Source organism: Paenibacillus sp. EKM212P, assembly GCF_011066115.1.
GTDB classification, from domain to species: domain Bacteria; phylum Bacillota; class Bacilli; order Paenibacillales; family Paenibacillaceae; genus Paenibacillus; species Paenibacillus polymyxa_B.
The window spans coordinates 163887-186920 of record NZ_JAAMNR010000004.1; the positions used below are offsets into that span (position 1 = coordinate 163887).

At 45.7% G+C, this 23034-nt stretch carries 22 protein-coding genes; 3 read left to right on the forward strand and 19 right to left on the reverse strand.

The genetic code is table 11. The features are described from left to right. From G9G54_RS13230 to prmA, 3 genes are all read right to left on the reverse strand, one after another. A complete protein-coding gene (locus G9G54_RS13230; RefSeq protein ID WP_103049600.1) occupies positions 1-765 on the reverse strand; it encodes a 16S rRNA (uracil(1498)-N(3))-methyltransferase in 765 nt (254 codons plus the stop codon). 186 nt (positions 766-951) lie between these two features. Beyond that, positions 952-1644 (reverse strand): site-2 protease family protein, encoded by a 693-nt coding sequence (locus G9G54_RS13235; RefSeq protein WP_023989504.1) that lies wholly within the window; start codon positions 1642-1644, stop codon positions 952-954. 2 nt (positions 1645-1646) lie between these two features. After that, on the reverse strand, positions 1647-2612 hold the full coding sequence (gene prmA / locus G9G54_RS13240; RefSeq protein WP_165178421.1) for a 50S ribosomal protein L11 methyltransferase: 966 nt from the start codon (positions 2610-2612) through the stop codon (positions 1647-1649). Between the two features lie 196 nt (positions 2613-2808). On the opposite strand from prmA, the gene G9G54_RS13245 reads away from it, so the two are divergent. Further along, the gene (locus G9G54_RS13245; RefSeq protein ID WP_165178422.1) at positions 2809-3228 is read left to right on the forward strand and encodes a hypothetical protein; all 420 of its coding nucleotides are present in this window, start codon (positions 2809-2811) and stop codon (positions 3226-3228) included. Positions 3229-3313: 85 nt separating this feature from the next. On the opposite strand, the gene G9G54_RS13250 is transcribed toward G9G54_RS13245, so the two are convergent. The 10 genes from G9G54_RS13250 to hrcA form a co-directional block, all read right to left on the reverse strand. Further along, on the reverse strand, positions 3314-3499 hold the full coding sequence (locus G9G54_RS13250; protein WP_069290020.1) for a YfhD family protein: 186 nt from the start codon (positions 3497-3499) through the stop codon (positions 3314-3316). A gap of 24 nt (positions 3500-3523) precedes the next feature. Then, complete coding sequence (locus G9G54_RS13255; RefSeq protein WP_013311164.1) at positions 3524-3898, reverse strand: hypothetical protein; 375 nt, start codon at positions 3896-3898, stop codon at positions 3524-3526. Between the two features lie 179 nt (positions 3899-4077). Next, the gene (locus tag G9G54_RS13260; RefSeq protein WP_165178423.1) at positions 4078-5274 is read right to left on the reverse strand and encodes an NAD(P)-dependent malic enzyme; all 1197 of its coding nucleotides are present in this window, start codon (positions 5272-5274) and stop codon (positions 4078-4080) included. A gap of 63 nt (positions 5275-5337) precedes the next feature. Further along, a complete protein-coding gene (locus tag G9G54_RS13265; protein WP_165178424.1) occupies positions 5338-6684 on the reverse strand; it encodes a 2-hydroxycarboxylate transporter family protein in 1347 nt (448 codons plus the stop codon). 121 nt (positions 6685-6805) lie between these two features. After that, positions 6806-7513 (reverse strand): two-component system response regulator DcuR, encoded by a 708-nt coding sequence (dcuR, locus tag G9G54_RS13270; protein ID WP_069290023.1) that lies wholly within the window; start codon positions 7511-7513, stop codon positions 6806-6808. After that, positions 7506-9161 carry a DcuS/MalK family sensor histidine kinase gene (gene dcuS, locus G9G54_RS13275; RefSeq protein WP_165178425.1) on the reverse strand — a complete coding sequence of 552 codons (1656 nt, stop codon included), beginning with the start codon at positions 9159-9161 and terminating at the stop codon, positions 7506-7508. Before dcuS ends, dcuR begins: the two co-directional genes overlap by 8 nt. 155 nt (positions 9162-9316) lie before the next feature. Continuing rightward, on the reverse strand, positions 9317-10447 hold the full coding sequence (gene dnaJ / locus G9G54_RS13280) for a molecular chaperone DnaJ (RefSeq protein WP_023989511.1): 1131 nt from the start codon (positions 10445-10447) through the stop codon (positions 9317-9319). A 247-nt stretch (positions 10448-10694) separates the two neighbouring features. Further along, positions 10695-12539, reverse strand: a complete 1845-nt coding sequence (gene dnaK / locus G9G54_RS13285) for a molecular chaperone DnaK (RefSeq protein WP_023989512.1) — start codon at positions 12537-12539, stop codon at positions 10695-10697. 87 nt (positions 12540-12626) lie between these two features. After that, a complete protein-coding gene (gene grpE, locus G9G54_RS13290; protein ID WP_013311172.1) occupies positions 12627-13199 on the reverse strand; it encodes a nucleotide exchange factor GrpE in 573 nt (190 codons plus the stop codon). A 121-nt stretch (positions 13200-13320) separates the two neighbouring features. Beyond that, the gene (gene hrcA / locus G9G54_RS13295) at positions 13321-14352 is read right to left on the reverse strand and encodes a heat-inducible transcriptional repressor HrcA (protein WP_165178426.1); all 1032 of its coding nucleotides are present in this window, start codon (positions 14350-14352) and stop codon (positions 13321-13323) included. Between the two features lie 327 nt (positions 14353-14679). Between hrcA and G9G54_RS13300 the strand changes: the two genes are divergently transcribed. Continuing rightward, positions 14680-15246 (forward strand): hypothetical protein, encoded by a 567-nt coding sequence (locus G9G54_RS13300; protein WP_238808018.1) that lies wholly within the window; start codon positions 14680-14682, stop codon positions 15244-15246. An 83-nt stretch (positions 15247-15329) separates the two neighbouring features. On the opposite strand, the gene G9G54_RS13305 is transcribed toward G9G54_RS13300, so the two are convergent. The 6 genes from G9G54_RS13305 to gpr form a co-directional block, all read right to left on the reverse strand. Then, positions 15330-15806: an N-acetyltransferase gene (locus G9G54_RS13305; RefSeq protein ID WP_013311174.1), complete on the reverse strand. Its 477-nt coding sequence runs from the start codon at positions 15804-15806 to the stop codon at positions 15330-15332. A gap of 157 nt (positions 15807-15963) precedes the next feature. Further along, positions 15964-17151, reverse strand: a complete 1188-nt coding sequence (gene hemW / locus G9G54_RS13310) for a radical SAM family heme chaperone HemW (protein WP_165178427.1) — start codon at positions 17149-17151, stop codon at positions 15964-15966. 480 nt (positions 17152-17631) lie between these two features. Beyond that, positions 17632-19446, reverse strand: a complete 1815-nt coding sequence (gene lepA, locus G9G54_RS13315) for a translation elongation factor 4 (protein WP_165178428.1) — start codon at positions 19444-19446, stop codon at positions 17632-17634. A gap of 71 nt (positions 19447-19517) precedes the next feature. After that, positions 19518-20030, reverse strand: a complete 513-nt coding sequence (locus G9G54_RS13320) for a hypothetical protein (protein WP_165178429.1) — start codon at positions 20028-20030, stop codon at positions 19518-19520. A 27-nt stretch (positions 20031-20057) separates the two neighbouring features. Then, the gene (locus G9G54_RS13325) at positions 20058-21317 is read right to left on the reverse strand and encodes a stage II sporulation protein P (protein ID WP_069290028.1); all 1260 of its coding nucleotides are present in this window, start codon (positions 21315-21317) and stop codon (positions 20058-20060) included. A 223-nt stretch (positions 21318-21540) separates the two neighbouring features. Beyond that, complete coding sequence (gene gpr, locus G9G54_RS13330; RefSeq protein ID WP_039272306.1) at positions 21541-22542, reverse strand: GPR endopeptidase; 1002 nt, start codon at positions 22540-22542, stop codon at positions 21541-21543. A 198-nt stretch (positions 22543-22740) separates the two neighbouring features. On the opposite strand from gpr, the gene rpsT reads away from it, so the two are divergent. Next, entirely contained in the window at positions 22741-23013 is a 273-nt protein-coding gene (gene rpsT, locus G9G54_RS13335) for a 30S ribosomal protein S20 (protein ID WP_013311181.1), read from the forward strand. The last annotated feature ends 21 nt before the right edge of the window (positions 23014-23034 follow it).

The window sequence follows — 23034 nt, forward strand, 5'->3', positions numbered from 1 at the left end:
TTAAACCCCTCCCATTTCTCCTGTCTCATATAAAATGCATGCCAATGCAGCCATTCCTGCGGTCTCCGCACGCAAAATACGTCTTCCCAGTCCTGTAGACTGGGCTCCAGCCTGCTCGGCTTCCAGGCTTTCCGCTTCAGTAAAGCCACCTTCCGGGCCTACCACCAGCAGAACACGCGGCATGTCCGTCGACGCCCATTGTCCTGCCAAAGGTTGGATTACATCCCGTAGCTGTTTACCCTGCTCTTTTTCATAACAATAACATATCAAATCATACCCAGCAAAAGAAGCCAGAAGTTCTTTCCACGTCATGGGCGCGCTAATTTCTGGAATCCGGTTACGGTGGCTTTGTTCAGCCGCTTCCTTCACAATCTTGCGCCAACGCTCCAGTCGCTTGCCTTCTTTTTTGGCATCATACTGCACGACCGTACGCTCGGACAAAAACGGTACAAACCCGGTTGCTCCGATTTCTGTACATTTTTGCATCACCGTCTCCATCTTGTCTCCTTTAGGAAGACTCTGAGCGATGGTGACCTGCACATGCGGTTCAGAGGTCATCTTCAGCGGCTCAATAATCGTCGCCGTAACATGATCCTGCTCAATCGTATCCAATGCAGCCAGCGCTTCCCTAGATACCCCGTCACTAACTATAATTTTGTCACCACTACGGCCCCGCATGACTTTAGCGATATGTCGCGCGTCCTCACCCGCAACAATCACGTGATCTTCTAGAAATTGCTCTGCCGGAATAAAATAACGCTGCATTCTCTCTCACACCTATTCCTGGATTTTGCAAAATCCTCATTCTAAAAATAACTGTTATCCACTACGTTCCGTACAAAATCCGAATAAATCACCAAGCAACATCATATCATCTTTTGCGCCTGTATGACCAGTCTGTTCCCTCTTCCATTCAGGTTATACCTACCTATTCTCGTAAAAAAGGAGCCCTCAGGCTCCGAATAATCCAGTGATATAAAAAGAGAACTGCAAAAACTGTATATAAATCATCTGGGCCAGCGTGTATAGAGGTTCAATTGTTACAGCTCGAACCTGCGGAATGACCAGGATTAGCAGAAAAATAAAGATCGACCACTGTTCAAATTGCTGAAGTTTACGGCGTACAGGAGTGGGGGCCACATCTTCCACGATCCGGTATCCATCCAGTGGAGGCAGTGGGATCAAATTAAAGATAAACAAAAACAGATTTAAATTGATCAGAGCATTGATAAACAAATAGATTGCTTGAGCCACCCGTTGGTTCTCCATCCCCGGCAATACTTGAAAATGAAGGAGCACGGCATAGATCAAAGTAGTAACAAATGCAAGCAGCAGATTGCTGAGCGGACCCGCAGCCGATACGATAATGCCCATGAGGCGCGGACGGCTAAAATTGTCACGATTAACCGGAACTGGCTTGGCCCAGCCAAAGCCTCCGATCAACAGCAGCAGCGTACCCAGCAGGTCAATATGCACTGCCGGATTTAAAGTCACGCGCCCAAGTAGCTTGGCTGTAGGGTCGCCAAATTTATTGGCATAATATGCATGTGCAAACTCATGAACCGTGAACGATATGATCACAGCCAGTAAATAAAAGGGAAGAACATTTAAATTTACACGAAAAATATTTTGTAAAAAATCCATACTTACCTCTTTCTCGCCACAAACGCCAGCCAATCTTCATCCCGGCTTATTTCGGCAATCTCAAAGCCAGCTGCTTTCAATGCAGTTTCGACAACTTCTTCTTTGTTCTTCCAAATCCCTGAAGCAATATAAATACCACCTGGTTGCAGGGCTTTATATACATCATCAATGAACAGCAAAATAATCTCTGCCAATATATTAGCTACCACCAGCTTGACCGGTAACTGGATACCCAGCGTTGGATCGCTCGCATTAAGCACGGATAGCAAATCACTTTCTTTAATGGTAATGCGTTCCTCCAGTCCGTTCAAACGCGTATTTTCCCGCGCACTGGATACTGCCACCGGGTCCAGATCCAAGGCAAGTACATGCTTCGCTCCCAGCTTTACAGCTCCAATGGCCAAAATACCGGAACCCGTGCCGACATCAATGACTTCTTCCCCGCCCTTAATTACAGATTCCAGCGTTCTCAGACAAAGGGATGTCGTAGGATGCGTTCCTGTCCCAAAGGCCATACCAGGGTCCAGCTCAATGATTTTTTCCTCTTCACTCGCAGGCTCATAGTCTTCCCAAGTGGGTTTAATCGTCAGACGGTCCGACACACGCAAAGGCTTGAAATATTGCTTCCAAGCATTTGCCCAGTCATCCTCATCAACTGTTTTCAGTTCATACTGAACCTCACCAGGGTCAATATCGAAAGTTCTCAATTCTTCGACGCGCGGCTCAATTTGCGAACGAATACGATCCATGTCCACTTCTTCGGCAAAATAGCCTTTGATGATCGCTTGTCCTTCAGGTATGTCGTTCAAAGGTCGATCATACCACTGTCCATAGGACGTATCCCGCGGCTTGTTGAGCGAACCGGATTCTTCAATGGAAACCCCTCCTGCACCTGCTTCGTGCAGAAAATTCGAAATCATTTCGATGGCTTCTTCGGTTGTATGTATTGTAATTTCATTCCACAACATGGTTTTCATTTCCTCCTCATTTCACATGCATACATTACATTGTACTATATACATGTACAGGAGTTCAAAAAAGCTAGTATTATAGGGATTCAAAATATTTTTTTGTAGAGCTTCTATATGTTGTCCACTCTTTTAGTCCAAGCATCCTTAACTCTAGTACATACAATACAATATACTAGAAAAGGAGTGATTTAGTATGGCAAAGACGGTGTTAGATTATAATGCCAGTGTTATTACACCTATCACTAATGGTATCAATCTACCTGTTCCGATTTCTCCAGCCGGACTTGGAATTGCTACGACCTCTGTATTTATTGATCCTGCTATTCCTGGTGCTGTCAACAACCGAGTGGAGTTAAAAGCCTCGATTGGACTACGTTTTGTCGGTACTGGCAACATTAGAGTGCTTGTACGGATTTGGAGAGCTGGCAAAGAAATTTATTACGGACTGGAATCCAATGTCTTCGATAACAATATTATTCTTAATGTCGAAACGGTAGACGTTGCGCCACTGGGCGTGCAAAACTACCAACTGATTATTGAAAATCAGACGCCTGCGACGACTGCTTTTGTCTCCGGTCCTCTTGTTTTTAGTGCAACAGCATACAGCGGATAATGAATAGAAAGAGGAAAGAATACAAATAAGACGGGCTATCCCACAAATTATCCTTATTAATGGAGATAACCCGTCTTATTAAATTCTACTCATTGTCGTTTATGATACGTTGCTGACGACGGTCAGCTACTTCGCTACGCCGGATCGCTTCTAGATCCTCAGCATCTGCCTGATCTGCCGAGAACTCAACATCTTCATTTTTAGCAGATTGCATGCGTTTGATTTTCTCCGTTTTGGTCAGCACTTTATCAAACCGTTTGTTTTTGGACATCGGTCACTACTCCCTCCAAACTTTTCACAGCATTCCACCCGCTTGTTCCACGATGGACATCGCCTGATGATGAATGGATTCATCCACCACAGCAGTCAACAAAATATCGCGGCCCGTCGGTCCGCCCTGTCCTCCATCACTCATGCCACTGGCGGACGGATCAGCCGCAGCCAGTATTGCTGGAGTTGCATCTGTAAAGTCCACGCCCTGTGTCAGTGAGGACAAGCTGCTAATCTGTCCTGAAAATACAGGCAATCCGGCGTTGCCAGTAGACTGCCGCGGATACCGGCTAAATCGGTCTATCGACACATCGGCTACCCGGAGAGCTTCCAGTTTTCTAGCGGCTCCCTGTGCTTCCTCAGGACTTTTGAAATACGCCAAAATATTTTTTTCGCCCATCTCAAAATCTCCCTGTGTAGTATTGAGCGCAACTGCTCTTCAAGAGCATGGAGCGTTACGCTTTGTTATATCCTGCTCATTGGCACGATTTTATATTCCCTACGAAAGCTAGACGGATCAGGCGGTATCGAGAACAGCAGGCCAAGACTGTGAACCATAGTTTGTGAAGAATATAACTTTTACGGGTGTAAAGTAGCAGCAGGAGCTTCACCTGACTTGGCCACTCCTGTCTCCCATGCAGCACGAATGACAGCATCCCGTACCTTTTGAACCACCTTCGGATTAAAAACATTCGGTATGATATAAGTTTCACTTAGCTCCTCAGGACAGATCGCATCAGCGATGGCAAGTCCGGCAGCTAGCTTCATTTCCTCATTAATCGTCGTAGCATGGCAATCTAGAGCACCCCGGAAAATTCCCGGGAAGCACAGCACATTGTTAATCTGATTTGGAAAATCGGAGCGGCCGGTAGCAAGCACACGTACATGAGGTGCGGCTACAGCCGGATCAATTTCCGGCTTCGGATTCGCCATGGCGAACACGATAGGATCAGTTGCCATGCTCTGTATATCCTCCACAGTCAGTATATTCGGGCCTGAAACACCGATGAATACATCAGCTCCCACAATCACATCGGATAAACTTCCACTTAAATTGTGCGGATTAGTCATGTTCGCATACTCTGTCCAATGCGGGTTACTGTACTCCACGTCACGATGAATAGCTCCCTGTCGATCAACGCCAATCAGATTGCGCACACCTGCCTTAAGCAGCATACGGGAGCAGGCCATACCCGCCGCACCAATCCCTGCAAATACAACTTTAACATCCTCCATTTTTTTGCCACATACCTTTAATGCATTGACCAGACCCGCTAATACAACAACTGCCGTACCATGCTGATCATCATGAAATACTGGAATGTCTAGTTCCAGCTTCAACCGTCTCTCGATTTCAAAACAGCGTGGCGAAGATATATCTTCCAAATTAATGCCGCCAAAGGCAGGAGCAATCATTTTGACAATTTGAACAATTTCATCAGCGTCCTTCGTGTTGAGACAGATTGGGAAGGCGTCAACACCTGCAAATTGTTTGAACAACACTGCTTTACCCTCCATTACAGGCATAGCGGCCTCCGGTCCGATATCTCCTAATCCAAGTACTGCTGTTCCGTCTGAAACGACTGCTACTGTATTCTTTTTGATCGTTAATTGATACGCTTTGGCTGGGTCATTGGCGATTTCCATACAAATTTCAGCTACACCCGGCGTATACACTTTGGATAACCCCTCCATCGTTTCAATTCGTTTCTTTGGTAAGGTCTCCATTTTGCCACCTGCATGTAATTCTCTAATTTCGTCTATTAAACTGCTCATATTTTTCTCCGTCCTCTCATGTCTCTATTTGGATATGAAACTCAGTCCTGTGTATAAAACTCATCAGCTCCAAAATTGGAGTAACAAAGTGGCTAAAATGACCGTGCCTGCCCCGCCAATACGTGTTGCAATTTGTGCAAAAGGCATCAGTTCCATCCGATTGGACGCAGACAGAATGGCTACATCTCCCGTGCCCCCTAACCCACCGCGACAGCTAGTCACCAAAGCAGCTTCTACGGGATACATGTGAATCCATTTTCCTGTGAAGTATCCGGTAACAATCAATGCAACTACAACAGATGCGCAGGTAATGGCATAAGGAACCGTTAAAATCCCAACTACACTATCCAAAGGTACATACAAAATACCCAATCCCACCATCAAGGGCCACGTCAGACTTGCCGTTATACATTTGTACAAGTGAAAAGCTCCCTGCTCCAATGTGTTCGGCATGATCTGAATACACTTAATTAATGCCGCCGCCAGAATCATGAGGATCGGACCTGGAATATGGAGATACGGCTCCAGCAGCTTACCCACAATGAAGAAAGTACAGGCCAACAGCAGACCTCCTCCCATCAATGGAAAAGAAATCGATTGTTCCAGACTTGCCGGAGCTAACTTGTCTGCATCTTTCTCAAGTTTCAACAACCTTCCGTTACCTGAAGTTTTTGGATTTTTCTCTGCTAATCTCTTCAGAACACCCGCACCTATGATTGCAACAATGTTCCCAATAATTGCAGCCGGGATAAACTGGGATACGAATACTGCCGAATCCTTGCCCAGCACCAACCCATACGAAATGGACAACGGTAAAATGCCTTCCCCAATCCCACCGGAGATAATCGGAATGATGATGAAAAAAAATGTATGATAGGCGCTATAGCCAAAAGCCATACCCACCACCATTCCCACGCCAACAGCTGCAATAGATCCTATAATAATGGGGGCAAAAATTTTGACAATTCCGTTCATCAGCATTTTGCGATCCATGCCAAGAATACTTCCCGTTACTAGACATGCGATGTAGAAGTAAAGAAAATTCGAGGTTTTCATAAGCGTGTGTACCGCACCCATCGCAGATGGACTAAACATATTCCAAAATACCATTAACGATGGAACCATAAGTGATAAAATGGCCGGCCCGCCAATATGCTTAAGCAACGGAAGTTTGGCCCCTAGATCACTGAGCAGTATACCTAAAATCATGATGACGGCAAACCCGCCTAACAGATCGTTTGGAAGTCTTTCAGTAACTGCAGCTGCATAAACAATCAGCGCGATCACGGCATAGAGTGGAAGAGGAATAACCCCCAACTTTACCCTACCCAGCATTCTAATGCCATCTACAAAATTTTTACTCCATCTTTGCCCCTTTTGAATGACAGGCTGATTCGTAGCATTTTCCATAAATCTCCCTCCATAAAGTGAAGAATGATGATCATGTTTCCATTCTACACCTTGGAAAACGCTTTATTTGGTTTTATAACTAATCATTCACTTTTGTAATTAAAGTAATCAGAAAGAAGATTTAAATAAAACTGTTCATGATGCCTTCTGCCTGTGGCAATATTCGGTATTGGTAAACAGGGCGTCCTATGGTACCGTATATGGTTTCCATGGAAAGAGCCTCAATCTCTGTCATAAAAGCCAGGTACTTGCGCATAGACACCCTGGATATCCCTGCGCTCTCCGCAATATCCTCGGTGGAAAATAGCACCTTATTATGCCGCTGGATACAATTCCATATCATAGCCAGCGTGGATTTAGTTATGCCTTTGGGCAACCGTGCCAAGTCTTTAGTCAAGCTTTTATGATAAATCAGTCGGTCCAGTTCCTCCTGAGAAAGTAGACTGTGCTCACGCACGATGCTAATGTGCTCTCGGTACCCCGTGAGGGCCTCCAAAAAACGGTTAAAGTGAAACGGCTTAATCAAGTAATCCACCGCGCCGAAGTTCATCGCTTTTTTGACACTGTTCATGTCACTTGCAGCCGAGATGACAATGACATCTATATTTACACCTGTCTCCCGTATGAATGATAGTAAATCGAGGCCATTGCTTTCCTGCATATACACATCTAGCAGTATCAGATCAATGGCCTGTTCAGCTATATATTTCTTCGCCTCTTCCACAGAAGAAGCCCAGCCCCCACATCGAAAACCTTCCACCTGCTCCATATATTTGCGGTTAAATTCCGCAACCATCGGATCATCTTCTACAATCAGGACATTAATCATGTTCATCATTCCCCGCTATAATGTATGGAATCGTAATCTGAAAACAGCACCCTTGCTCGGCTGGGATCAACTTTATACTTCCCTGTAATCTTTTCACGCTTTGCGTCACCAGATAAAGGCCCATTCCTCGTGACTCTCCCTTGGTCGAAAAACCTTTTTCAAATATAGCCTCCACAAGCCCTTCCGGTATACCCGGACCATTGTCGCATATTATACAGGTCAGATAACCGTTCTTCTGGCTTTCCTCATAATAAAGTGAAAGGGTAATCCGCTTGTGCTCCAAAGATTCCATTGCCTCCACCGCATTATCAAACAGATTGCCAAGAATAGTAATCAGTTCATGCGTCGTTTGAGTTTGACTGGATTCGGGCAAGTAACTACCTGGAGTCAGTTCAAAATTCACCCCTACTTCTCTGGCCCGGCTTAATTTCCCCAACACAAACCCTGCCATAACCGGGTCCCTGATCTGCCGCGTAATAGAGCCAATTTCCACTTGATGATGCTCGACGGCATCCATAATGTAATGTTCCAGTTTATCATACATTCGTAAGTGCACCATCCCCATAATGACATGCAGCTTGTTCATAAATTCATGAGCCTGCGCACGTAGTGCTTCCGTGTACAGAGACACTCCTGTCAAACGTTCCGCCAGCTGGTTCATCTCCGTTTTATCCCGAAAGGTTACAATTGCCCCCACAATTTCCCCTTTGACCCGTATCGGAACACTGGTGGTCAGCAAGGTTATTCCACCCAGCTCCATTTCCTCATCCATCTGTGGAGTACTCGCTTCCAAGACCTCTTGCAATCGAAAAGCGGATAGATAAACGGTAATCTCCTGTCCGGAGAATGAGAAATCTTCAATCCCCGCTTGTCTAAGCAGACGTATCGCTTCTGCATTCATCAGCATGACGCAACCGAATTCATCTACCGCAATAACTCCTTCCTTGATGGATTGCAACATAGCGCTGCGTTCCTCCAGCAAGCGTGCGATTTCCGGCGGCTCGAGACCGACTAGCATATTTTTGATTTTACGAGCCAGCACAACCGCACCTCCAGTGCCAATCAATATTCCAGTGCCAATGGCTATTGCAATAAGACGGTTGTTGCCTTCCTGAGCCATCTGTACATCTTGCATGGATATACCAACAACAATCGCCCCTACCTGCTTCCCCGTTAAACTGAACACGGGGGAAAAGGCTCGCATGGACAAGCCCAATGTTCCCTTCGCAACGGACACGCTCTCATGGCCATGAAGTGCGGTATATTCGTCTCCGCCGACAAAGGCTTTGCCGATCATCCTAGCATCCGGGTGCGTTTTACGAATTCCCTTCATATCCATTGCCACGATAAACTGGATGTGATTTGCTGCTGAAACCCTCTTCACATACTCCTGCATGGAAGGAGACGAACCCGTCCCTTGCAATTGCTCGACAATAAGCGGCGTATGGGCGAGTGTACGCGCGATGGACATTGCCTTTTCTTCTAGTCCCTTCTCAGTTTCAAGCTCCACTCTCTCAGCAAATAACAGGGTTACAGGCAGAAGCACAAGTGCCATAACTAGACATACTAGCAGTGTAATTAGGCCTCTGAGCTTTAATAGCGGTTTACCCCGACGCAGCTTGAGCTGTACATTTCCGATGGAACTCACCCCTTTCTACTTGATATTAAGTCTCAACAGTTCAACATGCCTATACAAAAATGGTTATGTATGTGTTTACGTGAATATAAAAAAAGGAACTATCCCGCAATTGCGGAATAGTTTCCTTTGATTCATGGTTGAAGCTCCGCGATTCCTAATTGGGCTTAGTCGCCTCGGAAGGCGCGCTTCACACGGTCAAAAAAAGACTGCTCATTCTCATGTGTCTGCTCTCCGCTAAGCGAAGAGAATTGACGCAGCAAATCCTTTTGTTCCTCACTCAGCTTACTAGGCGTTACCACAACGACCTTAATATGCTGGTCACCCTGACCTACGCCACGCAGTTTTGGCACACCTTTTCCTTTAAGACGGAAGTAAGTACCTGTTTGCGTACCTGCTGGAACTTTCAGCTTCACTTTCTCGGTCAACGTTGGGATCTCGACTTCATCTCCCAATGCTGCCTGTGAGAACGTCAGCGGAATTTCACAGTAGATATCGTCTCCCTCACGCTCAAAGAAGTCGTGCGATTTCACACGGAACACAACGTACAAGTCACCTGCTGGTCCTCCGTTGACACCGCCTTCGCCTTCACCGTTAATACGCATTTGCGCGCCGTCATCCACACCCGCTGGAATACGAATATGAATTTTACGTTGCTTGCGTACACGACCCGAACCGCTACAAGTCGTACATTTTTCTTTAATGATTTTACCGGAACCGCCGCAATTGGAGCAGGCGCGTCGATTAACCATACGACCAAACGGTGTATTCTGCACCACTTCTTCCTGTCCGCTGCCGTGGCAGACGGAGCAGGTTTGTGGTTGAGTACCCGCTTTGGCTCCCGTACCGTGACACGTATCACATGTTTCCGTACGTTCAATATGAATGTCGGTTTCTTTACCGAACACCGCTTCCTTGAATTCAATCGTCATCGTATATTGAAGATCGTTCCCACGCTGCGGTGCATTCGGATCACGTCGACCATTGCCGCCGCCACCAAAGAACATATCAAAAATATCGCCAAACCCGCCACCGAAGTCGGCGCCACCACCGAAGCCGCCTCCCATGCCCTGGTTCGGGTCTACATGACCATACTGATCGTATCTTGCCCGCTTCTGACCATCGCTGAGAACATCGTAAGCTTCTTTCACTTCTTTAAATTTAGTTTCCGCGTCCGCAGCCTTGTTCACGTCCGGATGATACTGACGCGCAAGCTTACGGTAAGCCTTTTTGACTTCTTCATCCGAAGCGCCCTTCGCGACGCCCAGCACCTCATAATAATCACGCTTATCAGCCAATGTTCCACCCCCATGCCTACAACGTGTCTGCACTACATATAAAAGGAAAGCCAAAGGCACGGGATGACCCGGCTTTGACCTTCCCATCATTTCAAGGCAGTACAACCCGTAATATGCTTATTTATCTTGGAAATAACTGTTACCCTTCGGCTAATTGTTATTTATCAAGGCAGCTACGCTGCAATTACTATTCAGTATATCATAACGCATCGGTGTACCGTAAAGCTACCACTGCCCGATCCGTAGCTTAGTCTTTCTTCTGGTCTTCGTCAACAACTTCATAGTCCGCGTCAACTACATTGTCGCGGCCTTTGCTGTCTGCTGCGCCGTCTTGAGCTTGTTGAGCCTGTGCTTCTTGAGCAGCTTGCTCATATAGCTTCACAGACAATTGCTGAACGATTTCAGTCAGTTCTTCAGTAGCTTTTTTGATGTCTTCCAGGTTGTCGGTTTCCAGCGTTTTTTGCAGATTTTCTTTAGCTGCATTTGCTTTTTCGACTTCGCCTGCATCCGCTTTTTCGCCCAGATCTTTAATCGTTTTGTCTACAGAGTAGATCAGTTGATCCGCAGCATTTTTCGCTTCTACCAAATCTTTGCGTTTTTTATCTTCTTCCGCATGCAACTCGGCATCCTTCATCATACGTTCTACTTCCTCGTCGCTCAAGCCGCTGGAAGATGTGATCGTAATTTTTTGGCTTTTGCCTGTGCCTTTATCTGTAGCGGATACGTTCACGATACCGTTCGCATCCAGATCAAAGGTAACTTCGATTTGTGGTACACCACGTGGTGCTGGAGGGATATCTCCCAATTGGAAACGACCCAGTGTTTTGTTGCCTGCTGCCATTTCACGTTCACCTTGCAACACGTGAATTTCTACGCTAGGCTGATTGTCGGCATATGTCGAGAATACCTGCGATTTGCTCGTAGGGATCGTCGTGTTACGATCAATCATTTTAGTAAACACGCCACCTGCGGTTTCAATACCGAGGGACAGTGGAGTTACGTCAAGGAGAACGACGTCTTTCACATCACCAGTCAGTACACCCGCTTGAACTGCCGCGCCCAAAGCTACCACTTCATCAGGGTTTACGCCTTTGTGTGGCTCTTTACCTGTCAGCTTTTTGATTGCTTCTTGTACAGCCGGAATACGTGTGGAACCGCCGACCAGAACGATTTTGTCGATGTCGCTGGCACTCATGCCTGCATCTTTCATTGCTTGACGAGTAGGTCCTAATGTACGTTCTACCAGACCTTCAGACAATTCTTCAAATTTCGCACGAGTTAGGTTCAACTCCAAATGCTGTGGAACGCCATCAGCTACTGTGATAAACGGCAAAGAAATCGTCGTTGTCAGTACGCCGGACAGTTCTTTTTTCGCTTTTTCCGCTGCATCTTTCAGACGTTGTACAGCAGCTTTATCTTTGCTCAGGTCGATGCCTTGATCTTTTTTGAACTCATTTACGAGGTAATCAATAATCACTTGGTCAAAGTCATCGCCACCCAGCTTGTTATCGCCGCTTGTTGCTTTAACTTCGAAGAAACCGTCGCCCAGTTCCAGAATGGATACGTCAAATGTACCGCCACCCAAGTCATACACGAGGATCGTTTGGTCTTCGGATTTTTCCATACCGTATGCCAATGCAGCTGCGGTTGGCTCGTTGACAATCCGCAGAACTTCCAGACCAGCAATTTTACCTGCATCCTTGGTTGCTTGACGTTGACCGTCATTGAAGTAAGCTGGAACAGTAATAACAGCTTGAGTAACCGTTTGTCCCAGGTAAGCTTCAGCATCGGATTTCAGCTTTTGCAAAATCATAGCGGAAATTTCCTGTGCGGAATATTCCTTGCCGTCAATGCTTTCTTTATGGTTTGTACCCATGTGACGCTTGATGGACATAATTGTACGATCCGGGTTCGTAATTGCTTGGCGTTTTGCCGTTTCCCCTACAGTACGTTCTCCATCTTTTTTGAAACCAACAACGGAAGGGGTTGTGCGTGCGCCTTCCGGATTTGGAATAACGACCGCTTCGCCGCCCTCCATAACAGCCACACAAGAGTTGGTTGTACCTAAGTCAATACCGATTACTTTGCTCATCGGACAATTCCTCCTTCTGTATATACGAGGCCCGCAGGCCAGAATGGTTGAATCAAAATGATGTATTTCTAATGTATATTGAAAAAGCTACATGCTCACTTTTACCATCGCTGGACGAAGCACCTTGTCCTTCAGCATGTATCCTTTTTGTACCTCTTCAACGACGATGCCTTCCTCATGCTCTTCGCTCTCCACCTGCATAATAGCCTGATGGAAATCCGGATTAAACGGTTGTCCCACCGAATTCATGGCCGTTACACCCTCTGCCTGAAGCACACTCTCAAACTGGCGGAAAATCATTTCCACGCCTTTGCTGAATGACTCAGACTCCGCTCCTTGCGGTGCTGTTGCCAGCGCACGCTCGAAGTTATCCAAAACAGGCACCAACTCGGTAACCAGCTTCATAGATGCATATTTGGCAAGGTCTTCTTTTTCTTTCAGCGTACGACGGCGAAAATTATCAAAATCCGCCTGAGCGCGTAAAAACCGCTGTTGATGCTCTTCCGCCTGGGCGCGAAGCTTAGTCAGCTCTGTTTCGCTTTCTTGGTCTTCCAGTGCTGCCGCTTCATTAACCGGCTCTTCCTGCTGGCTCGTTTCGGCGGCTTCCTCTGTGCTTACATTTTGTTGTTTTTCTTCTTGGAACGCTTGTTCTTCCTTCAAAATGTTTCACCTCCTTCAAGTCATAACTACCTTTACAAAAACACGCAACAATGCACCCGCGCAGGATACAAACCGTATCCCGGCGCGGAACATGTAGTACCGCAACCTATGCGGTCTTGTTCTATTTAAACCGTTGCGTTAGCATTGCGGTCAAATCCTTAGACAGGATACCCAAAATATTAATAACTCTCGCATATTCCATCCGTGTCGGACCCAGTATGCCTATAGTGCCCAACGCTTCTCCATCTACTGCATACGTAGCAGTAATCAGGCTGCAATTGGCAAACGCCTCATGATCATTTTCAGTGCCGATGCGGACTTGAATTTCAGGTGCCCCGGCAACAGGTGTCATTAGTTTAAGCAGCGTTGGTGTTTCCTCCAGCAGATCGAGAATATGTTTAACCTTTTCTACATCTTTAAATTCAGGTTGATTGAGCATGTTCGTCGCACCGCTCAAATACAAGCGCTGATCCGATTCATTATCCAGTGCTTTATCCAGCACCTTCATAGCGTCCTCAAAATGAGACACATGCTTCTCCATCTCCTGACCAAGTGCGGTGTAAAGGCGTGATTTAAGCTGATAAATCGGCACACCGACCAGCTTGCTGTTCAGTAAATTCACAACCTTCTCCATCTCGGAAATCGAAATTCCCGGTGGAATATCTACCGTTTTATTCTCCACCTGACCGGTATTGGTCACGATAATCGCTACAGCCGTCGTTTCGTTGAGCGGCAGCAGCTGAAAATGACGCAATGAAGTATGAAAAACCTCCGGCCCAAGCAGGATGGAAGTATAATTGGTCATATGGGACAAAATGCCTGACGCATGCTGGATCACTTGCTCCATTACATTCAGCTTTTCGGCGTAAAAGGCTTTCAGTTCCCGCATTTCCATAGGCTTCAATGTATTCAGTGGCACCAGATGGTCCACATAATAACGATAACCTTTATGAGACGGGATGCGTCCCGCAGAAGTATGGGGTTGCTCCAGATAGCCCTGTTCCTCCAAATCCGACATTTCATTACGGATCGTGGCCGGGCTGAATCCGACATCCTGCCTTTTGGATATGCTGCGGGAACCCACTGGCTCAGCCGAATGAATGTAGTCATCAATAATCGCATTTAGAATGAGCCTCTGACGTTCGGTTAACAAGCGAATCCCCCCTTGTTGTTTATCCATAATAGCATGATTGTTAAATGGAATCATTAGCACTCGTTCGCGATGAGTGCTAACCGATAATACAAAAATACCAAACCGACCTGATCATTGTCAAGTCAGATCAGTATTTTCAATAAACAAGATTTATCACAACAGTTTAGTTTACTGGAATGAATCCAGAACGTTTACGCTTTTTCACGAAAAATCTCAATATACAGCGTATAAAAACCGTAATTATGTATAGTGACACAGAAAATAGAAAAATTCGAGACTATGTCTCCATACCATTATAGCTTCTTTGTCCTTGAGGAGGAATTAAATTTGAGAACTAATCGCCGCAATCTTTTATACGCATCGATCGCACTTTTACCTACAATTTGTATGTTTCAAATTTTAATCGAGTTGTTTCCGTATACAGGACTAGGAAGAATAGTTGCTTTGCCATTGGTATTCATCCTGAATGCAGCCCTTATTATTTCAGTCATCCATTTAATTCGTAAATTAACCCCCCTGTGTTGTGCCTTAATCTTGGTTCCTACAATACTTTTAAGCATATGGAATACCATTTTGTTTTACCCTCAAGAATTCAGTCCAAGTATTCCCAAGCAAATAAAATACAGTATATCGGCAATACAGCATTACGATGATTTAACACTAGCCGATTGGGAAGGATATACAAATAGTCCAAGCAGAAGCGGAGCGTCTGAAAGATATGTTGTCGCCTTGTATAAATATAAACACCGAGTTCCATTAGACGGCACTGCATACTTTTATAATGATACTGATTATCATAAGGACCATCCCATAAGAAGCCTGAATGGAATACCTTCCGAACTGGAGCCTCATCATCAATTCATTTGGTGGTTGCTCAAAACATATGAGAAATGAATCAGGATTAAACAATGTAGGCTGTATAATATACGCATGATTAGGTCCTGATGAAAAAAAGAACTGACCTCATTATTGACAGGTCAGTTCAGTACTTTCAACACTGCGATTTCATCACAATTGTTTTGTTTACTACAGTGAATGCAGTCGGTCCATACCTTTTCAGGGAAAATCTCTTTGCTTACTACATCAAAACCGTTTTTTATAAAAAAGGAGACCTCGTAGGTCAATGCCATAATTTTAGGAATACGTTGCCGCCGTGCTTCTATAATAAGGCCCTCCACGAGCTTGGAGCCAATACCCATACCTTTGTGTCCCTCAGAGATGCCAAGGGAGCGAATCTCTACCAGATCAGCGCCCAATTTGCATAAAGAACCACAACCAACAACTTCGCCGTCCACCTCTGCAACAATAAACAGCTCCAGTTGGCGCGTAAGCACTTCCCTCGAACGTGGCAGCATAATCCCCCGCTCTGCATAGCCGCTAATCATTTGATATAAAGGCTCCACATCCTCAGGAACCGCACTTCTGCACAATACATCTTTACACACTGAAGCCATCTTGCTCTCCTCCTGCCGCTTGCCGCATATAATGAATAAATATACAACACAACGCATAGAATCGCAATACTCCATTTACCCTACTGTGACAGAATGGTGTTATAAAATGATCGTCCCAGCTTATAAAGTTGAAACGTACTGTACTGAAGCCTATGACTTATGAATTTACCGTGATAGAACCGATGAACTCTGCAAATACATCATTTCCGAATAAAATGCCGCGTTCACTCAAACGATAACCGTCCTCAATGGATTCGATTAACCCGGCATTAAGCATTTTTCCGAGAGGAGCAGTAAATGTATCCTCCAATGCTTGACCGAATTGAGCTTCAAAGCGGGACTTGGAAACGCCCTCTAGCATTCTCAAACCGACCATAAGAAAATCCTCCATAGCTTCCGCCGCCGGCACCTCAAAGCTATCCAGACGTGGCAAACCACTACGACTAGCCTCCACATAAGGGTTAATGCCCTTAATGTTCATATGACGCTCTCTGCCAACATATCCATGTGCCCCAGCGCCAAGACCGTAGTAGTCCTCATTTCGCCAATAGGTCATGTTGTGCTTGCTCCCCAAGCCTGGTTTTGCAAAATTGCTAATCTCATACTGCTCATAACCCGCTTCTTTCATGCGACGCATGAGAAGTAAATACATTTCCAGTTCATCATCCTCGTGTGGAAGCGGTAGCTGATTTTTCTGATACAGCGTGTGGAAGAGCGTGTTTTCTTCAACCTTCAAGCTGTAGATAGAGTAATGAGGAAGCTCCAGCTCTAGTGCTCTACTCACGCTTTCATGCAGCATGTCCACCGTTTGATTCGGCAAACCAAACATCAGGTCAATCGACAGGTTGTCCAAGCCAACCTTACGGGCGTTTTCCAAACTACGATATACGTCATCCGTACTGTGAATACGACCTATGCCTGTGAGTAGCTCATTCTGAAAAGCCTGTACACCAAAGCTCAGTCGATTGACGCCACCTTCTTTCATCACAGAGAGTTTTTCAAAATCAGTGGTACCTGGATTGGCTTCCATGGAGAACTCAATATCTTCCGCCCAATGAGGGAAATAGGTTCGAACGCTCTTCAGAAAATATTCCATTTCCTTCGGGTTTAGGGTTGTTGGTGTTCCACCCCCGACAAAAATGGTTTTAATCTCTCCTGGCGGGTGAAGCTTGACTGTATGTTCCATTTCTCGTTCCAGTGCATACAGATATTCCATAACAGGTTGATCCTTGAGCACATAAGAGTTGAAATCACAGTAAAAGCATTTATTCGTGCAAAAAGGTATATGCAGGTAAACCGCTTGAGGCGCGGATGAATGTTCATGTTTTTGTATGGATGCGGTCATACCGATCCTCCTTGTCAATTCAGGGAATAGTGAAAAAATGCGCCGAGGTCGAGATCAACCGCTTCGTGTTCCTTTTGATCTTCTGATCGCTGTTACTCCAGATTCAAATGAACCACTCCCCTGCTGTACCAACATCGGTCATTTTTTTGTGGTGTAGGTGTTGCAGTAAGAGTAAAGCATCTTTAGAAATACGTAAAAGATGCTGTTGTTATACTATTTTTGCAACTGAGATAACAAACACTCCATCTCTGGATAGCTTGCTCAAATAAATAACGTCCATTCTCCATGCACGGCAAATGCCCCATGAAAGAATGGACGAATACCGCTTGGAAACAAGCGGATTGTAATACCTTAGGGTACTCACAGAGTGATTGTACCTAAGCTACTACAGAATCATGCTGTTGTTGCTTATGTGTATTCAATTCATATACACAATTCTGATGTATCGAATTCAATACGATGCTGCTGATTCAAGCGGCTTTACTCATCTATTTTCAGTACCGCCATAAATGCTTCCTGTGGTACTTCTACGTTACCGACCTGCTTCATACGCTTCTTGCCCTCTTTTTGCTTTTCAAGCAGCTTCCGTTTACGAGAAATATCGCCGCCGTAGCATTTGGCCAAGACGTTTTTACGCATCGCCTTAACGGTTTCACGCGCCACAACCTTTGTTCCCACAGATGCCTGGATCGGCACCTCGAACATTTGACGCGGGATGAGCTCGCGCAGCTTCTCACAGATAATACGTCCGCGATGATAAGCCCGATCTCTATGCACGATGAACGACAGCGCATCGACCTGCTCGCCATTCAACAAAATATCCATTTTCACCAGGTTGGACTGGCGATAGCCTGAAATCTCATAATCAAAGGAAGCATAGCCTTTGGTACTTGATTTAAGCTGATCGAAGAAATCATATACGATTTCAGACAGCGGAATTTGATACGTAATGGTTACCCGTGTCGTATCCAGGTATTCCATATTTACGTATTCCCCACGCTTGGTTTGACAAAGCTCCATCACCGTACCTACGTAATCATTAGGGACGATAATACCTGCTCTTACATAGGGCTCTTCCACATGTTCAATCCGTCCGATTTCCGGATAATTCGATGGATTATCGATCTGGATCGTTTCCCCATTCGTCAACTTTATGCGGTAAATAACACTTGGTGCCGTTGTAATCAGTGGAATGTTAAATTCACGTTCAATCCGTTCCTGAATAACGTCCATATGAAGCAGACCAAGGAATCCACAACGGAAGCCAAAACCCAACGCGCTTGATGTTTCTGGCTCAAAGCTGAGCGAAGCATCGTTCAGTTGTAGCTTTTCAAGCGCCTCACGCAGATCGTTATACTCCGATGTTTCGATTGGATACAGACCGCAATATACCATCGGATTAATTTTCCGATAGCCTGGCATCGGTTCTAATGTTGGATTTTTTGCATCTGTCACCGTATCCCCGACACGCGTATCACCCACATGCTTGATACCAGCAACGATAAAACCAACATCACCGATGTTCAGCTCGTCCACGATGCTCATACGTGGCATGAAGGCTCCTACTTCGATAACCTCAAACGTTTTTTCGGTCGCCATCATTTTAATTTTGGAACCTGCCTTGATGCTACCATCTACGACGCGGACATACACAATAACGCCTTTATATGGATCATAATGCGAATCGAAAATAAGCGCCTTCAGCGGATTATTCGGATTCCCTTGCGGAGCAGGTACGCTTCTGACCACCTGTTCCAAAATTTCCTTGATACCGATTCCAGCTTTGGCCGATGCGTGGACAGTCTCGCTCGTATCCAAGCCGATAACATCCTCGATTTCCTGCTTCACCCGTTCAGGATCGGCACTTGGCAAATCAATTTTGTTAAGCACCGGCAGAATTTCCAGATTGTTGTCCAACGCCAAATATACGTTAGCCAATGTCTGTGCTTCAATACCCTGTGCCGCGTCTACAACTAGCAAGGCCCCTTCACAGGCCGCCAAGCTTCGGGAAACCTCATACGTAAAATCGACGTGTCCCGGTGTATCAATCAGATTCAAAATGTACTCTTCGCCGTCATCGGCCTTATAAGTGAGTCGCACTGCCTGGAGCTTGATTGTAATCCCGCGCTCCCGTTCCAGATCCATCTGATCAAGCACTTGCTCCTGCATTTCACGGGATGTGAGTGCACCGGTGTATTCCAAAATCCGGTCAGCCAGCGTGGATTTACCGTGGTCTATATGTGCAATGATACTAAAGTTCCGAATTTTACGTTGTCTTGCCAATATGTCAGTCATGCCTTACCCCCACACAATGCCTAGTGTCAATCAGCTTATTATAGCAGTTGTATAGGGGGTCAGCAATATTTCTATTCTGTCACTCCGTCAAAAACAGACACAACCCATCGAATCCCCTGTCTTGATAGGTTTTGCAGCAGCCCAGCCGTTTTGTCCGCCATGGTATCCACCGAAGCTTGTTGTCCCTTGACGGCTAACAGTTCACGCGGTGTCTCCAGGTCCTGAGTATTGACATGCTGCGCAGTCGTCGAATACCACCTGGATGCCCCGAGTTCCGTCTGCTCCTCATTTTCTTCCCTTCCACTAGCTTCATTTATACCCGCTCCCGTTTTCGGCTCAACCTTAACATTTCCACTTGTGCTATACATACCGCTATATGCACGAGTGTTAGCTGCGGGTGTATCCTCAATAACCGTCTGTTCATATCCGACTTTCTGTTGATTTACCGATTGAATCGTATCCCCGTTCCATTCCGGTCCATACACTGAACGCAGGCCAGATCCTGCCAGTTGCATACCGAGTAGAATTCCTGCCCCCATGAGCAGTACAAATCCAAGTGCTTTCTTACGAAAATGTCCAGACATTACCCTTCCCCCTTACCGCTACCTCATTTAATTGCCGCTGTTGCTCTTTTTTGTATCCGATACGTTAGTGCCCGCTTTCTGAGCTTTCTGATCTTCCCAATACACTTCACCGATCATGTCCGCCAAAACGTCCGAGGTACGTTTTAACTCCTCCTCGGTGTTGTCAATCCCCCCGATTTCAATTAAAATGCTATGCGAAGACAAGCTTTGATTGTATTCACCGTTGTTGCCTTTGCCACCATCTTTCCCCCATACACCACGTGATACGCCATGATACGATTTTTCCAGCTTTTCATGAATACGAGCAGCAAAAGCTTCATTTTCTCGCCAATTTTTGTTGTCATGTCCGATAATAAAATACACCTTGGCATAAGAGAGCCCATTAATGGTTGCTGTTGTTTTTCCGTGACGTTGTGAATCCCGATGGATATCAAGCAAATAAGTTAAACCTTTATTTCCAGCTAAAGCTTCCTTGACTGTTTCGCGTGAATATTTATAGGAATAGTTCCAATTGTAATTTTGAACTGTAGTGGCATAATCCTTGTTTACATGCAGTGTGGATATCCCTTGCTTTTCCAGTCTCTTCTTTACGAAGTCCCCTACCCTTGACACATTGGCTGATTTAGAACCTGAATTAGGATTGGAACTGGTTTTGCTGAGTAGTGGGTTATATGCTTCTCTGGGATGAGAATGGTAGATTAATATACGCTTGTCCCCTTTGGCCGTATCACCTGGATGATCCTCACGTACCGGGTCTGTTTCCGGTGTTGTCGGAATATCCGGCGTAGTAGTTGGTGGATTCTCAGATGTATCTGAGCCACCAGGGGCATCCGTCGTCCCCTGATCGGGCTGATAATCCGTAGGACCCTCTACCTTGGTGTTCCCCGAACCCTTGCGCAGCAACACAGGTGCTCCTGCAGACATACCAGGAATCTCACGAGAAATGAGACTTTTAGGGTCCTGCGGATTAATACCTGTAAGCATCTGAAAAACAAAAGGCGACCATTGTTCACCCGACAACGAAGATTGTTGCTTCTTTTGTGCCAAGTGAGGTACTTCCATACCTAGCATATCCGCAAAAAAGCCACTAGACACCGAACCTGCCAATCCTTTCATGGAAGAAACAGGAGAGGTTTGTAGACGATTTTCTGCCAATCCCCCTAGCCCCAAAACGACAAATAAAAGCGCTGAGCCCATGATCAGCAGCACAAGCGTATGTCCCATCGCCAAAATTTCGATACCTTTTCTTCTCCATCTTCCGACGTTCCAGGTCTGAATTTTTTTCATGTGAGCCTTGTCCTCCTTCGTCCCGTCGAAACCCGCTTTATTTAGGAACATAGGGTTCCTATCTGCTACGGAAATCTCTTATACTTCAACTCTATGAACGGAGAACAATTGCTAGAACACAAAAAATCTCTACTACAGGTATATCATCTCCCTTTTTGAAAGAGATTAGATTCCTGTTAAATAGAGACTATTGTGTATGAAATACGATTTTACCAACCCTTGATTAATGCGTATAGGCGGCGACATTGCCAGGATCAACAGCTTCGTGCAGAGCAGCGTTCAATCCAGTAGCAATGATGTTCGCGATATCTTCAATAAATTCATCGATTTCTTTGGGAGTCACAATCAGATCATGTCCCAGCGGTTGCAGTACCTCTCTTACCAGTCCAAGTCTCTCAGGTTCTGAAATATCGTCCAACATCCCAAGGATTGCTTTTGTAGAAGCCTTTTCTTTGGTAAAATGTGTTTTCATTAGTTCAATTACGTTATTGACAATGGTCGAAGCGTAGCATACCGTTGGCACGCCGATAGCGATACACGGAACACCCATAATATCCTTGGTGATACCGCGCCGCTTGTTGCCAATACCTGAACCCGGATGTATCCCGATATCGGCCACCTGAATGGTCGTATTGACGCGCTCCAATGAACGTGACGCCAGAGCGTCAATGGCAATAATCAGTTCTGGCTTTGTGCGATCTACGATGCCTTGAACGATTTCACTCGACTCGATCCCCGTAATACCCAGGACGCCCGGTGCAATTGCGCTCACATCCCGATAGCCTGGGTTGATTTGATCAGGTGTCAGTTCAAAAAATTGACGAGTCACCATCAAATTTTCAACGACAAGCGGACCCAGCGAATCGGGAGTGACGTTCCAGTTGCCCAGACCTACCACCAGTACCTTTGCCGTATTAGAGATTCCTATTTTTTGAATAAAGTGTTCCATTTCTTTTGCAAATGCAATTGCTACACGTTGCTGGAGCCCCGTATCGCCTTCACGTAAGCCGGGTACTTCCAGCGTGACGTAATGCCCTTGTACCCGCCCAATACGGTTGGCTCCTTCTTCATTCAGTACATCCAGCCGTGTGATTTTGATTCCGTTATCTTCCTCCACGTTCTCACTTATGCCCGCCAGGGGTACAGGCTGATCCCGTTCGGCCAGTTCCCTTGCTTCTAATGCCAAATCCGTGCGTACCGCATACTTCTGCAAATCCAGATCCATCTTTTAAGCCTCCTTGGATACCATCTTTGACTATAGTGTGCGAGACACCCAACAAGTTTATGCACATCCATTTTCATCCTGTAATTCGCATCGTCTCAGAATGTTTTCTTATTGCAATTTGAGGTGTGGCATGCTAAAATATTTTAAGTTGTGAAACGTTTGTGTTCATAAGTAATGCCTTTACAGGAGGTGAATGTAATGCCAAACATCAAATCCGCTATCAAACGCGTTAAAACTAGCGACAAACGCCGTGCGTTGAACGCTTCCCAAAAATCCGCGCTTCGTACAGCAGTAAAAGCTGCCGATACAGCGTTGGTAGGTAACGAAGCTGAAACTGCTGCTGCTGCTTTCAAAGTAGCTTCCCAAAAGCTGGACAAGGCTGTAACTAAAGGTCTGATCCACAAAAATGCAGCTGCTCGCAAGAAATCCCGCTTGGCGAAAAAACTTAACGCTCTTACAGCTCAAGCGTAAGCAAGAGCTACTTTCATACGT

Bases quoted from the DNA above. Each gene is read 5' to 3' on its own strand.
- dnaK (WP_023989512.1), bottom strand. From the start codon at position 12,539: ATGAGCAAAGTAATCGGTATTGACTTAGGTACAACCAACTCTTGTGTG.
- G9G54_RS13305 (WP_013311174.1), bottom strand. From the start codon at position 15,806: ATGGCTTCAGTGTGTAAAGATGTATTGTGCAGAAGTGCGGTTCCTGAG.
- G9G54_RS13235 (WP_023989504.1), bottom strand. From the start codon at position 1,644: ATGGATTTTTTACAAAATATTTTTCGTGTAAATTTAAATGTTCTTCCC.
- G9G54_RS13325 (WP_069290028.1), bottom strand. From the start codon at position 21,317: ATGAAAAAAATTCAGACCTGGAACGTCGGAAGATGGAGAAGAAAAGGT.
- G9G54_RS13260 (WP_165178423.1), bottom strand. From the start codon at position 5,274: ATGAGCAGTTTAATAGACGAAATTAGAGAATTACATGCAGGTGGCAAA.
- G9G54_RS13265 (WP_165178424.1), bottom strand. From the start codon at position 6,684: ATGGAAAATGCTACGAATCAGCCTGTCATTCAAAAGGGGCAAAGATGG.
- G9G54_RS13255 (WP_013311164.1), bottom strand. From the start codon at position 3,898: ATGGGCGAAAAAAATATTTTGGCGTATTTCAAAAGTCCTGAGGAAGCA.
- hemW (WP_165178427.1), bottom strand. From the start codon at position 17,151: ATGACCGCATCCATACAAAAACATGAACATTCATCCGCGCCTCAAGCG.
- prmA (WP_165178421.1), bottom strand. From the start codon at position 2,612: ATGTTGTGGAATGAAATTACAATACATACAACCGAAGAAGCCATCGAA.
- G9G54_RS13245 (WP_165178422.1), top strand. From the start codon at position 2,809: ATGGCAAAGACGGTGTTAGATTATAATGCCAGTGTTATTACACCTATC.
- G9G54_RS13230 (WP_103049600.1), bottom strand. From the start codon at position 765: ATGCAGCGTTATTTTATTCCGGCAGAGCAATTTCTAGAAGATCACGTG.
- G9G54_RS13320 (WP_165178429.1), bottom strand. From the start codon at position 20,030: ATGTCTGGACATTTTCGTAAGAAAGCACTTGGATTTGTACTGCTCATG.
- dcuR (WP_069290023.1), bottom strand. From the start codon at position 7,513: ATGATTAATGTCCTGATTGTAGAAGATGATCCGATGGTTGCGGAATTT.
- rpsT (WP_013311181.1), top strand. From the start codon at position 22,741: ATGCCAAACATCAAATCCGCTATCAAACGCGTTAAAACTAGCGACAAA.
- G9G54_RS13250 (WP_069290020.1), bottom strand. From the start codon at position 3,499: ATGTCCAAAAACAAACGGTTTGATAAAGTGCTGACCAAAACGGAGAAA.
- lepA (WP_165178428.1), bottom strand. From the start codon at position 19,446: ATGACTGACATATTGGCAAGACAACGTAAAATTCGGAACTTTAGTATC.
- gpr (WP_039272306.1), bottom strand. From the start codon at position 22,542: ATGGATCTGGATTTGCAGAAGTATGCGGTACGCACGGATTTGGCATTA.